Source organism: Micromonospora sp. LOL_021 (assembly GCF_048060215.1).
GTDB lineage: Bacteria > Actinomycetota > Actinomycetes > Mycobacteriales > Micromonosporaceae > Micromonospora_E.
The window spans coordinates 179578-192713 of sequence record NZ_JBHMIN010000002.1 but is presented as its reverse complement, the minus strand read 5'-3'; the positions used below and the strand labels follow the sequence as shown (position 1 = coordinate 192713).

The following is a 13136-nucleotide window of genomic DNA, read 5'->3' as shown; positions in this document are numbered from 1 at the left end:
GCGTTGGCGTTGTTTTCGCCCACCTCAAGGAGGACCCGTGGAGGTCAAGATCGGCGTGCAGTACGCGCCGCGCGAGCTCGTTCTGGACAGTGCCCAGTCACCGGCTGAGATCGAGCAGATCGTGACCCAGGCAATCACGACCGAGGGGACTCTGTCACTCACCGACGAGCGCGGCCGCCGGGTCATCGTCCCGGTCAGCAAGATCGCGTACGTCGAGATCGCCGAGGCCGCTCCCCGCTCGGTCGGCTTCACCGTCCGCTGACCTGGCCGGACCGGCCCGAACCTCGCCAGGTCGGCTACCGATCACCGGCTGCCGACCGTACCGGTCCGGATCGGTTCACCCTGATCCGGATCGGTCCGCCCAGACCACCGCGCCGGTCGCGATTTCGGCCCGGTCGCGACCCCGGCCGGTCGGCCCCGCCGCCGACCGTGCCGTTCGTCACTGCCGCCGTACCTGCACCGCAGCGGCGGCGTGACAAGAACCACAGCTGAGCCGTCGGATCCGGCCGCCGTCGCCGACGATCTCCACGTTGACGCGGACCGTCAGCTACCATGGTCAGCAATGCTGCGGCCGTCGAGGATGCTCGAGCGGGGTTCGCGGCGCGCGTGCGGCCCGCGACCTGTCGATCGCGTGTGGCCAGCGCCGTCAATTGACGCACTGCGGCACGCCGCAGACAACGCGTCGCCCCGGCATCACGGCGGCACGCCGCAGCACCCGCACCGCACCGACCCGACGTCGGTGCCGACGACCATCGGACGCGCCGGGCCGGCGCGCCGCACAACCGGCGCCGTCGCGGCGCCGCATCCGACACGCGCCCTCAGGAACAGGCGGGGCGCACCACGAGAGGCACCCCCGACACCTGATGACTGACATTTTCGATCACAACGCCGGTGACGAGCCGGCGAAACGCCCACCGGCACGGCCGGACAGCCCCACCTTCGCCGACCTGGGTGCCCGCCCGGAGACGGTGACCGCGCTCGCCGAGGTCGGCATCGTCCACGCCTTCGCCATCCAGGAGTACGCCCTGCCGATCGCGCTGCGCGGCAGCGACCTGATCGGCCAGGCACCGACCGGGACCGGTAAGACGCTCGGCTTCGGCGTACCGCTCATCGACCGGGTGCTCGCGCCGGACGAGGGTGGTGACGGCGTGCCGCAGGCACTGGTCGTCGTCCCGACCCGCGAGCTCGGCCTGCAGGTCGCCAAGGACCTGGCCGCCGCCGGCAGCACCCGCGGCGTGCGGGTGCTGCCGATCTATGGTGGTGTCGCGTACGAGCCGCAGATCGAGACGCTGCGCTCCGGCGTGGAGATCCTGGTCGGTACGCCGGGGCGGTTGATGGACCTGGCCAAGCAGAAGAAGCTGCGGCTGGACCGGATCCGGGCGCTGGTGCTGGACGAGGCCGACCGGATGCTCGATCTGGGCTTCCTCGACGACGTCGAGCGGATCCTGGCGATGCTGCCGGAGGACCGGCAGACGATGCTGTTCTCCGCCACCATGCCTGACCCGATCGTGGCCCTCTCCCGGCGGTTCCTGCGCCAGCCGGTGACAATCCACGCCGGGCACACCACGGAGGCGGGCGTCCCCCCGCTGACCCGTCAGGTGGTCTACCGCACCCACCCGATGAACAAGATCGAGATCGTCGCCCGGATCCTGCAGGCCGAAGAGCGCGGGCTGACGATGATCTTCACGCGTACCAAGCGGGCGGCCGACCGGGTCGCCGAGGACCTGGACTTCCGTGGCTTCGCGGTGGCCGCCGTGCACGGCGACCTCGGCCAGGGAGCCCGGGAACGGGCGCTGCGCGCCTTCCGCACCGGAAAGATCGACATCCTGGTGGCCACCGACGTCGCCGCCCGCGGTCTGGACGTCTCCGGCGTCACCCACGTCATCAACTACGACTGCCCGGAGGACCAGGACACCTACACCCACCGGATCGGTCGCACCGGCCGGGCCGGCGCGACCGGGGTGGCGGTGACCTTCGTCGACTGGGAGGACATGACCCGGTGGCGGATCATCGACAAGACCCTCGGGCTGGAGATGCCCGAGCCGCCGGAGACGTACCACACCTCCGAGCACCTCTACGCAGACCTGGACATCTCCCGCGACGTCTCCGGCACGCTGCCCAGCGCCGACCGCACCCGCGCCGGGCTGTCCGCCGAGGTCGAGGAGGACCTCGGCGGTCGCAGCGCCGGCCGACGGCGGCGCGGTGACGGTGACGGCCGCGCCGAGCGCGGAGCGCGCGGTGACAGCCGGGGCCGCCGGTCGTCGCGGTCACGCCGCTCCGCCGCGCCGGACGACACCGACCGGTCCGCCGCCACCGTGACGACCACCGGCGAGGACGGTGCCCCGGCCAGCCGCCGGCCGCGTCGGCGGCGGCGCGGCGGCCAGCTCGTCGACGGCGGTGCCGGCACCGACTCCGGTGCGGCGTCCACCGGCGGCACGGAGATCGCGGCCGCCACCACGTCGGACGCCGGCTCGGGCGGTTCCACACGCCGCCGCCGACGCCGCCGGGGTGGCTCCGGTGGAGCCGGCCGGGCCGATCAGGTCGGCGGAGCCGGCCGGACCGATCAGGGCAGCGGCGGCGAAAACTGACTCGATCCCTCGCCGACGCCCTCGACGACGTCCGGGCGCTGCTGCTCAGCCCGCAGCTCACCCGGGCGGTCGCCGCCGGACGTCGGCGCAACGCCGCCCCGTCGGTCGTCCGGGCCGAGCTCCGGCCGGTCGCCCTGCGGTCCGGTACCCATCTGCAGATCGTCACCAACGACGGCACCCGTCCAGTGACCCGTAACCTGCCGCCGGGTGCCCCCGCCGAAGCAGCGGTCGACCAGTTGCTCGCCGAGCCGTTCGGCAACTGGCACGTCGAGACCAGCACCAGCACCCTGCAGCTGCGGGTGACCAAGAAGGGCACCGCACAGGTGCACCGGTCGACCGCCGACCGGGCCGACACCGGCCCCGGCGACCACGACCGGGCCAAGCGGTACCTGCTGGATCCGGACGACCCGCTGTTCGCCGCGATCGGTGCCAATGCCGCGAAACGTCGCCAGGTCGACGCGTTCCTGCGGGCACTCGCCGCCACCCTGCCCGACCCGCTGCCCGCCGGGCCGCTGCACGTCGTCGACCTGGGCTGCGGCAACGCCTACCTGACCTTCGCCGCCTACCGCTACCTGGTCGCCCGCGGCGCGCAGCCGGTGGTGGCCGGCGTCGACGTCCGCGAGGACCAGCGGCGGCGCAACACGGCACTGGCCGACCAGCTCGGCTGCGCCGGACAGGTCCGGTTCGTCGCCGGCACGATCCAGCAGGCACCGGTCGAGCCGGCACCGGACCTGGTGCTGGCGCTGCACGCCTGCGACACCGCCACCGACGAGGCGCTGGCCCGGGCCGTCGACTGGCAGGCCCGGTGGGTGCTGGCCGCGCCCTGCTGCCACCACGACATCGCCGCCCAGCTGCGCCGGCAGCCGGCACCGCAGCCGTACGGGCCGCTGGTCTCCGCCGGCATCCTGCGGGAACGGTTCGCCGACGTGCTCACCGACACGCTGCGGGCGACCCTGCTCCGGGCGTACGGCTACCGGGTGGACGTGGTCGAGTTCATCGACTCCCGGCACACGCCGCGCAACCTGCTGCTGCGGGCCCGGCGCGGCGGCGTAGCTGACCGGCGCGAGCAGCACCGGGCCTACCGGGCGCTGGTCGACCAGTGGGCGGTGACCCCCCGGCTGCAGACCCTGCTACCGGCGCTGCCGGACGCCGCCGGGACGGCCGTGCCGGACGCCGCCGGGACGGCCGTGGTCAGTCGACCGTGACGGTGAACTCGGCGGTGTGCACCTCGCCGGCCACCTGGAAGTCCAGGAACAGCCGGTAGTCGCCGGAGCTCGGGGCGGTCAGCCAGAACTTCACCGCACCGTCGACCAGCTCGGCCTCCGGATGCACGTGCAGGTAGCCGAGGTCGCCGTCGCGCAGCGCGACCAGATGCCCGTACGCGCCGAGGTAGGGCTCCAACGTCGGGGACTGGCCGGCCCGGCTCACCTCGAACAGCAGCGGCGTCACCACACCGCGCCGCGCGACCCCGCGCATCCGTACGGTGAAGTCGTCCACCTCGGCGGTGTCGGCGGCGGCCGGCAGGTCGGTCGGCAGGTACTCGCCGGCCACCACGAGGTCGACGCCGAGGGTCAACGCGACCGGCGTACCGCCGGAGTCGCGCAAGGTGAAGTCGGTGTAGAGCCGCCAGATGCCGGCGGCGGCCAGCCGGACCGGGACGCTCCAGGTGCCGTCCGGCGCCATCGTCGGATGCAGATGCTGGTAACCGGTCAGATCCCGGCGGGCGATGATCAGGTGCATCGGCTTGTCGTGCACCACGTCGAAGGTGGTGACCGGCCGCTGATCGGCGTCGACGATCTGGAAGCGCAGGTCGACCTGGTCGCCGACCGGTAGCTGCCGCTGCACCGGCACCAGGGTGTAGCCGCCGACGCTGACCGACAGGCCGGACACCTGACCGCCGCCGTCACTGCCGTCGGTGCCGCCGCCGTGCACGTGCGGTGTGGTTCCGGGCGGGTGGGTGTGGTCGGCCGCGCCGGCCGCGTACTGGGTGCCGATGCTGGTCGGGGCGGTCACCGCCCGGCCCAGGGCGAATCCGGCGAGCATCGCGAGCACGACGGCAGCGACCCCGGTCGCCAGCCGCACGGTGGATGTCCCCGGTCCGGGCCCGGCCAGATCCGTCGGCTCCGGCGGATCGCCGGCACCGGTCGCTGTTTCTCCCACCTCGCCGACGGTAGTCGCTACTGGCCGGCAGCGCCTCGGCCGGGTCGTCGGCCGTGGCTTCCGCGACGCACCGTCGTTGTACCATCCGTGACCGTTAATAGCTTGGCAGGTAGGGCAGCCGCCCTCGTCACCGCTGTAACCGCCACGTTGCTGCCGGCTCCGGCCCAGGCGCAGGCCTCGATCGCCGAGTTGGACCGGCGGATCGACCAGGCGGCCCACCAGTTGGAGACGGTGGTCGAGCAGTACAACGAGATCCGGCTGGACCTGCGCCACAACCAGGAACGCGCTGGTGGACTCAGCGAAACGATCATCGAACTGGACCGGCAGCTCGCGGTCCGACACGATCAGGTCGGCCAACTCGCGGCCAGCAACTACCGGGTGAACGGTGCCCGACCCGTCGCCACCTTGCTGTCCACCGCGTCGGCGGAACACTTCGTCGACCAGTTGCTCATCGCCGACGTGATCAACCGCGACAACGAGCGGACGATCGCCGGGCTGCGCGACACCCGCGACCGCAGCGAAGCGGCGCGCCGGGCGGCGAACGCGCTGATCGAGCAGCAGCTGCTGCAGCAGGAGCAGCTGTCCGGGACGCAGCGGCAGATCGAGTCGGACATCCGGGCGCTGACCGAGCTGCGGGACCGCCAGCAGGCGCTGCTGGACCGGTCCGGCGCCGACGCCGCCGACCGCAGCCCGGCGGCCAACCCACTGCCCGAAGCGGCGACCGGTATCGCGGCCAGCGCCGTCGCCTTCGCCCATGCCCAGCTCGGCAAGCCGTACCGGTGGGGGTCGGCCGGGCCGCACTCGTACGACTGCTCCGGACTGACCTCGGCGGCCTGGGCGAAGGCCGGGGTGCGGTTGCCACACAACGCCCGCCGGCAGTTCGGCACCGTCACGCGGCTCGGCCGCGATCAGCTCCGCCCCGGTGACCTGGTCTTCTTCTACAGCAATGTGCAGCACGTCGGGATCTACATCGGGGCCGACCAGATGATCCACGCGCCGCGGCACGGTGAAGTGGTCCGCGTCGACCGGATCGACCGGATGCCGATCAAGGGCTACGGCCGGCCGGGCTGACCTTGGGCCGGGCTGACTGCGGCCGGGTGATCCCGTCTCGCTCGGACCGGGTCAGTTGGTGGTGGCGAGGGCGAACGGCAGCACCGCCGGGGCACCGGAGTGCCGCAGCAGCCGGGCCACGACGGTCAACGTCCAGCCGGTGTCGACCAGGTCGTCGACCAGCAGCACCGGGCCGGTCAGCCCGGACAACGCCGCAGCCAGCTCCGGCGGCGCGGCGAAGGCGTCATGGACGGTACGGACCCGTTGGGCGCTGTTGCCCCGGCCCTGAGCCGACGGCGGTTCGGCCCAGGTCGGCTCGACCGAGCCGAGCAGCGGCAGCCGGCCGACCTCGGCGATCCGTCGGGCGGTGCTGGCCACCAGCTCCGGGCGGGTCCGGGAGGCGACCGCCACCACCCCGACCGGCCGGGCCGGCCACGGTTGGCCGCCGCGTGCCCACTCGCGGAGCACGTCGATCACCGCACCGGCGACGTCCGCCGGCAGCGCGGAGTCCGGCCGGCCGGCGGCGAGCAGGTCCCGCAGCCGGCTACCCCAGCCCAGGTCGGACAGCCGCCCGACGGCCCGGCCGGGCAGTGCCTGCTCGTCGGGGCCGATCTTGCCGCGCAGCGGTACGCCGACCGCCTCCAGCCCGGTCGGCCAGAGCTTCTTCGGAGGGATCTCCACTCCGGCGCGGCCGAGGAAGGACTCGGCGGCGCGCAGCGCGTCCGGACTCACCTCGGACGGCAGCCACCCGCCGGCGCACCGGTCACAGCGCCCGCACGGCTGGGCCTGCGGGTCGTCCAGACAGTGGCGGAGGAACTCCATCCGGCAGCCGGGCCGGCCGGCCGGCGGCGCGGTGTCGGCCGGTACCGCGTACTCCTGCATGATCTGCTGTTCGGCGGCGCGGGCCTGGGCCACCCGGCGCAGCCGGGCGGCGTCGTAGTGCCACGGCTCGCCGGTGGCGACCCAGCCGCCGCGCACCCGGCGTACCACACCGTCCACGTCGAGCACCTTGAGCATCAGTTCGAGCCGGGTGCGCCGCAGGTCGACGATCGGCTCCAGGGCCTGGGTGGACAGCGGACGGCCGGCGTTCTCGAGGGCGGCCAGCACCGAGCGCACCTGTTCCTCGCGGGGGAAGGCCAGGGACGCGAAGTACCGCCAGATCGCCTGGTCCTCGGGGCCGGGCAGCAGCACCACGTCGGCGTACCGGTCGCCGTCGAGCGCCCGGCCGGCCCGGCCCACCTGTTGGTAGTAGGCGATCGGCGACGGCGGCGCGCCGAGGTGCACCACGAAACCGAGGTCCGGCTTGTCGAAGCCCATGCCGAGCGCGGACGTCGCCACCAGGGCTTTGATTTTGTTGTCCAGCAGGTCCTGTTCGGCGGCGCGGCGTTGCGCGTCGTCGGACTGGCCGCTGTACGCGGCGACGGCGTAGCCCCGGGACCGCAGGAACTCGGCGGTCTCGGCGGCGGCCGCGACGGTGAGCGTGTAGATGATGCCGGAGCCGGGCAGCGTGTCCAGGTGGTCGGCGAGCCAGCCGAGCCGGTGCGCGGTGCCGGGCAGGTCAAGTACGGCCAGCCGCAGCGACTGGCGGTCCAGCGGACCGCGTAGCACCAGCGTGTCGCCGAGCCTGCCGGCCCCGCCCTGGCCAGCGCCGCCTTCGCCCTCGCCGGCGGCACCGCTGGCGCTGGTGACGCTGGTGGCGTCGAGCTGTTCGGCGACGTCGTCGGTGACCCGGGTGTTGGCGGTCGCGGTGGTGGCCAGCACCGGCGTGCCGGGGCGCAGCTCGCGCAGGAAGGTCCGGATCCGCCGGTAGTCGGGGCGGAAGTCGTGCCCCCAGTCCGACACGCAGTGCGCCTCGTCGATGACCAGCAGGCCGGTGGTGGCGGCCAGGCTGGGCAGCACGTTGTCCCGGAAGTCGGGGTTGTTCAGCCGTTCCGGGCTGATCAGCAGTACGTCGATCGCGCCGGCCCGGATCTCCGCGCTGACGGTGTCCCACTCGTCGAGGTTGGCGGAGTTGATCGTCCGTGCCTGGATGCCGGCCCGTTCGGCGGCGGCCACCTGGTTGCGCATCAACGCCAGCAGCGGCGAGACGATCACGGTCGGCCCGGCTGGCGCGGTCGGTGCCGGCCCGGCCGGGGTGGCCGGGTCGGCACCGGCGCGCAGCAGCGCGGTGGCGATGAAGTAGACCGCCGACTTGCCCCACCCGGTGCGCTGTACGCAGAGCACCCGCCGCCGGTCGACGACCAGTGCCTCGATGGCCCGCCACTGGTCGTCGCGCAACGTCGCGCCCGGCCCGGCCAGCCGGTGCAGGGTCTGCTCGGCGCGGTCGTGCAACTCGGCCCGGTCCGGCGTAACGGTCATCGGTGGACCGTAGCAAGGACCGGCGGAACCGACCGGCCGGCGGCCCCGGGTCGGGCTCAGCGGGTGGCGGCGCGGACCGCCACGGCGGTGTCCGGGTGGTCGGCGAACAGCCCGTCCAGCCCGAGGCCGTAGAACAGTTCGTACTCGGCGGTGATGTCGCCCCGGGCGGCCGGGTCGGTGCCGATGCGGTGGTCGGCCGGCAGGAACTGGTTCTCCGCCCGGAACGTCCAGGCGTGCACCGCCAGCCGGGCCCGGTGGGCGTCGCGGATCAGCGAGGTCGGGGCCAGCAGTGCGCCGTCGGCGTCGCGCGGCACGATCAGGTCCTTGGTGGGCCCGATGGCGTCGGCGTACCGGCTGATCCAGGCGAGCCCGTCCGGGGTGGCCAGGTCGGCGTAGCCGCGCGGGTCACCGGCCACGACGAAGTCGTACGGCCGGCCGCTGCCGCCGAGCAGCTGCACCAGCCGCACGTCGGTCATCCGGCTCAGCTTGCGCAGGTTGGCGGTCTCGAAGGACTGGATGAACACCGCGTCGGTACGCCGGGTCAGCTTGTTGCGTCGCAGCGTGTCGACCAGCGGCTCCTCCAGCGGCAGCCCGATCGACTGGAAGTAGGTGGGATGCTTGGTCTCCGGGTAGATGCCGATGGTCCGACCCAGCCGCCGGCTCTCCGACCGGGCCAGGTCGATGACCTCCTGCAGGGTCGGCACCGCGAACTCACCGTCGAACGCCGTGTTGGTCGGCCGGACCTGCGGCAGGCGCTCCACGGCCCGCAGGGTACGCAGCTCGGCCAGGGTGAAGTCCTCGGTGAACCAGCCGGTGACGGAGCGCCCGTCGATGGTTTTGGTGGTCCGCCGGTCGGCGAACTCGGCGCGGTCGGCGACGTCGGTGGTGCCGGAGATCTCGTTCTCGTGCCGGGCGACCAGCACCCCGTCGGCGGTCGACACCAGGTCGGGCTCGATGTAGTCGGCGCCTTGACGGATCGCCAGCCGGTACGCCTCCAGGGTGTGTTCCGGCCGGTAGCCGCTGGCCCCTCGGTGGGCGATGACCAGTGGTTTCGGCTCGGCCTGCGGCTTGCCGCGGGCCGCCGGGTCGGTTGCGGTGGCGGCGGACGGGATCGCCATGGTGGCCAGCAGGGTGCCGGCGAGCAGCATGATCGGCAGAGTACGCGACAACGTCGTCTCCTCACAGGGGTTCCCGGGGCACGGTCGGGCGTCAGTGAAGACGCCCCGGACGACGGGCGGGAGACCGGTGGGCGACAGGCGGACGGTGACCGGTCGACCACCACATGAATGTCGATCAATATACGGTGTTTTCCGGTTTTGCGGTGGTATGACATCATTGATGCGCCGGCCGCTGCGAAACCCCGCCCGGATCGTGCCGATCGCGTTCCTCGGGGCGATCGCCGTGGGCACCGTACTGATGATGGTGCCGGCCAGTCGCCAGGGACCCGACGCGGCACCCTTCGTCACGGCCCTGTTCACCGCCACCTCGACGGTCTGCGTGACCGGGTTGGCCGTCACCGACACCCCGACCTACTGGACGCCGCTCGGCCTGGTACTGATCACCGTGCTCACCCAGCTCGGCGGATTCGGGATCATGTCGCTGGCGACCCTGCTCGGCCTGCTGGTGTCCCGCCGGCTGGGGCTGCGCAGCCGGCTCACCGCGCAGGCCGAGACCAACAGCCTCGCGCTGTCCGACATCCGGCGGGTGCTGCTGCGGATCGCGGCGACGATGCTCGGCGCCGAGACGGCGATCACCCTCATCCTGGCCGCCCGGCTGTGGCTGCACTACGACTACCCGCCGCCCCGGGCCCTGTGGTACGGGCTGTTCCACGCCGTCCAGGCGTTCAACAACGGCGGCTTCGTCCTCTACTCCGACGGGCTGGTCCAGTTCGTCGGCGACTGGTGGATCTGCCTACCGCTGATCGTCGGCGTGGTGGTCGGCGGGCTCGGCTTCCCGGCCCTGTTCGAGCTGGCCCGCGAGCGTGGCCGGCCGCAGCGCTGGTCGGTGCACACCCGGCTGACCGTGTGGGGCACGGTGACGCTGATCGGCATCGGCTTCGTCAGCATGCTCACCTTCGAGTGGGCCAACCCGCGTACCCTGGGCCCGCTCGACCTGCCGGAGAAGCTGCTGGCCGCGCTGTTCCAGGACGTGATGACCCGGTCCGGCGGGTTCAACACGGTCGACGCGGGGGAGTTCAACCCGGAGACGACGGTGGTCTCCATCGGGATGATGTTCATCGGCGGTGGCAGCGCCAGCACCGCCGGCGGGATCAAGGTGACCACCTTCTTCCTGCTCGCCTTCGTCATCTGGTCGGAGCTGCGCGGTGAGCACGACGTGGTGATCGGCCGGCGGCGGATCGCGGCGGCCGGCCAGCGTCAGGCACTGACGGTGGCGCTGATCGGGGTGGCGCTGGTCGGGGCCGGCACCCTGGCGCTGATCAGCCTGACCGACGACATCGGCGGCGAGCAGGCGCTGTACGAGGTGACGTCGGCGTTCGGCACGACCGGGCTGTCCACCGGGATCACCGGTGACCTGCCCGACCCCGCCCAGGTGCTGCTCGTCGTGCTGATGTTCGTCGGCCGGATCGGCAGCGTCACGTTGGGCTCGGCGATCGCGTTGAACACCCGGCGGCGACGGTTCCACTACCCGGAGGAGCGACCCATCGTTGGCTGACCGTACCGGCACCAGGTCCACCCGGACCGTGGTCATCATCGGGCTCGGCCGGTTCGGCGGCCAGATCGCCGACTCGATGCTGCGGATGGGCTTCGACGTGCTCGGCGTCGACTCCAGCCCGGCGGTGGTCCAGCAGTGGGCAGACCGCCTGACGTACGTGGTGCAGGCCGATTCGACCGACACCGAGGCGCTGCGTCAACTGGGTCTGCGGGACTTCCAGCGGGTGGTGGTCGGCATCGGCTCGGACGTCGAGGCCAGCGTGTTGACCGTGCTCAGCCTCGCCGAGATCGGCGTCACCGAGGTGTGGGCCAAGGCGGTCTCCGGCAAGCACGGCAAAATTCTGCGTTCCGTCGGTGCCCGGCACGTGATCTATCCGGAGGCCGCGATGGGCGACCGGGTGGCACACCTGATCACCAGCAAGATGCTCGATTTCATCGAGTTCGACGACGGTTTCTCGATCGCCGAGACCCGGCTGCCGAGCGGCACGGCGGGCCGGCGGCTCGGCGAGACCGACCTGCGGTCGCGGTACGGGGTGACGGTGATCGGGGTGAAGATACCGGGGGAACGGTTCACCTACGCCGACGGCGACACTGAGCTGCGCGAAGGTGCCCTGCTGATCGTCTCCGGCACCACCGAACAGGTGCAGCGGTTCGCCGCCGCCACCTGAACCCGTACGTACCCCGGCAACCGAGCCGCACCGTCCGCCGGTGTCCTACCGGACCGGGGACGGGTCGGCCTCCGGCTGACCGTTCGCCGTCTCCAGCAGTTCGGTCGTCGCGCCCGCCGCCTGTCCGGCGACCGCCGCCACGGACACGTCGCAGATCAGCTCGTCGAGGTGGAATTCCAGCGGGAGCGTGTTGACCCCGTCGTAGTCACCGGCCAGCTGGAGCTGCGCGGTCGTCCCCGGAGCCAGGGTGGTGGCGTCGGCGGCGGGCCGCAGCCGTACGTCGCCGCCCTGCTGTTCCCACTGCCCGCCCCGCACCGCGGTGAGCCGCTGGGTGCCAGGGAAGGCGAAGCGCAGCGACCAGTCGGTCAGTACGGCGGAACCGGTGTTGGTGACGGTGGCCGCCGCGACGAACTCCCGCCCGGAGTCGCCGCGTACCGTGTATTCGACCCGGCAGGGCGCCGAGGACTGGGCGGCGAGCCCGAAGTCCGGCGGCGCGGCCACCGCCTCGCGGAACCGGTCGGTGGCCGGCGTGGCACCGGCTCCGGCCCAGACCAGGGCGCTGAGCATCATCAGGCCGACCCCGATCACCACGGCTTCCGCCCGGCGCTGCACCCACGAGGTCCGCAGCCGGCGGCGCCGGCTGGTGCCGGTCGCGACCGGCAGGTCCAGCCCGGTGACCTCCAACCCGCAGGTGACATCGACGCCGACGGGTGACGGTCCGTCGTCGGTGGTGCCGTCGGTGTCGGAGCCCGGCCGGTTCGGCAGCGGCGCCACCATCGACGGCGACAGCCCGGCGGCCACCCCGACGGCGGCCGCCAACGTCTTCGCCACCTCCTCGCTGGTCGGCCGGTCCGCCGGACACTTGGCCAGGCACCGCAGGGTGAGGTCGACCACCTCCGCCGGCAGTCCGGCGACCGGCGGCATCGGGTCGGGCACGGTGTGCAGGTGCGCCCGCAGCATCTGGGTGACGCTTGCGGCCTGCCAGGGCAGCCGGCCGGTGAGTGAGCGGTAGAGCAGCAGGCCGACGGCGTACACGTCGGTGGCTGGTGAGACCTGGCCGCCGTTGAGGCGCTCCGGCGCCAGGTACGCCGGGGTGCCGAGCAGGTTGCCGTCCGGGCCGACGTCGCTCTCGCCGGCCAACGCGGAGATGCCGAAGTCGACGACCTTTGCCCCGGTGCTGGTCAGCATGACGTTCGCCGGGGTGACGTCGCGGTGGACGACGCCGGTGGCGTGCGCGGCGGCGAGCGCCGAGGCGACCTCGGCGCAGGCCACCACCGCGTCCCGCCAGGACAGGATGTGCTCCCGGCGAAGCCGGGTGGCCAGCGATTCGCCGTCCACCAGCTCCATCACCACGTACGGCAGGGTCGCTTCGTCCCGGACGGCTTCGCCGTAGTCGTAGACGTTGGTGATGTGCGGGTGGCACAGCCGGGCGGCGGCCTGCGCCTCCACCCGGATCCGATGGCGGAACACCTGGTCCGGGGCGTACTGCGGGGCGAGGACCTTGATCGCGACCTGCCGGTCGAGGATCTCGTCGTAGCCGCGCCAGACCACCGACGTCCCGCCGGTGCCGAGCCGTTCGATCAGTCGGTACCGGTCACCGAGCAGTTGCCCGCAGTCGTTCGCCACCCCGCCCATGACAA

10 protein-coding genes are annotated in these 13136 nt (G+C 72.8%); 6 read left to right on the top strand and 4 right to left on the bottom strand.

Going from position 1 to position 13136, the window contains the following annotated elements:
* Window positions 1-37 precede the first annotated feature (37 nt).
* From ACFHWT_RS03035 to ACFHWT_RS03025, 3 genes are all read left to right on the top strand, one after another.
* A complete protein-coding gene (locus ACFHWT_RS03035) occupies window positions 38-262 on the top strand; it encodes a DUF3107 domain-containing protein (RefSeq protein WP_278173586.1) in 225 nt (74 codons plus the stop codon).
* A 601-nt stretch (window positions 263-863) separates the two neighbouring features.
* Entirely contained in the window at window positions 864-2588 is a 1725-nt protein-coding gene (locus tag ACFHWT_RS03030; RefSeq protein ID WP_416593025.1) for a DEAD/DEAH box helicase, read from the top strand.
* Window positions 2585-3793, top strand: a complete 1209-nt coding sequence (locus tag ACFHWT_RS03025) for a class I SAM-dependent methyltransferase (RefSeq protein WP_416593152.1) — start codon at window positions 2585-2587, stop codon at window positions 3791-3793. Before ACFHWT_RS03030 ends, ACFHWT_RS03025 begins: the two co-directional genes overlap by 4 nt.
* Here the strand turns inward: ACFHWT_RS03025 and ACFHWT_RS03020 are convergent.
* Window positions 3780-4748 (bottom strand): hypothetical protein, encoded by a 969-nt coding sequence (locus ACFHWT_RS03020; RefSeq protein WP_416593024.1) that lies wholly within the window; start codon window positions 4746-4748, stop codon window positions 3780-3782. The two genes, ACFHWT_RS03025 and ACFHWT_RS03020, sit on opposite strands and share 14 nt — an antisense overlap.
* A gap of 102 nt (window positions 4749-4850) precedes the next feature.
* Between ACFHWT_RS03020 and ACFHWT_RS03015 the strand changes: the two genes are divergently transcribed.
* The gene (locus ACFHWT_RS03015) at window positions 4851-5819 is read left to right on the top strand and encodes an NlpC/P60 family protein (RefSeq protein ID WP_416593023.1); all 969 of its coding nucleotides are present in this window, start codon (window positions 4851-4853) and stop codon (window positions 5817-5819) included.
* Between the two features lie 51 nt (window positions 5820-5870).
* Here ACFHWT_RS03015 and ACFHWT_RS03010 read toward each other — a convergent pair whose 3' ends face one another.
* Together ACFHWT_RS03010 and ACFHWT_RS03005 are read right to left on the bottom strand one after the other, a co-directional pair.
* Window positions 5871-8156, bottom strand: coding sequence for a DEAD/DEAH box helicase (locus tag ACFHWT_RS03010; protein ID WP_416593022.1), 2286 nt, complete (start codon window positions 8154-8156; stop codon window positions 5871-5873).
* Window positions 8157-8212: 56 nt separating this feature from the next.
* Window positions 8213-9325 carry a glycerophosphodiester phosphodiesterase gene (locus ACFHWT_RS03005; protein WP_416593021.1) on the bottom strand — a complete coding sequence of 371 codons (1113 nt, stop codon included), beginning with the start codon at window positions 9323-9325 and terminating at the stop codon, window positions 8213-8215.
* A gap of 169 nt (window positions 9326-9494) precedes the next feature.
* Between ACFHWT_RS03005 and ACFHWT_RS03000 the strand changes: the two genes are divergently transcribed.
* Entirely contained in the window at window positions 9495-10829 is a 1335-nt protein-coding gene (locus ACFHWT_RS03000; RefSeq protein ID WP_416593020.1) for a TrkH family potassium uptake protein, read from the top strand.
* Window positions 10822-11496, top strand: a complete 675-nt coding sequence (locus ACFHWT_RS02995; RefSeq protein WP_416593019.1) for a potassium channel family protein — start codon at window positions 10822-10824, stop codon at window positions 11494-11496. Before ACFHWT_RS03000 ends, ACFHWT_RS02995 begins: the two co-directional genes overlap by 8 nt.
* Window positions 11497-11541: 45 nt before the next feature.
* Here the strand turns inward: ACFHWT_RS02995 and ACFHWT_RS02990 are convergent, their stop codons facing one another.
* Entirely contained in the window at window positions 11542-13131 is a 1590-nt protein-coding gene (locus ACFHWT_RS02990; protein ID WP_416593018.1) for a serine/threonine-protein kinase, read from the bottom strand.
* Window positions 13132-13136 lie beyond the last annotated feature (5 nt).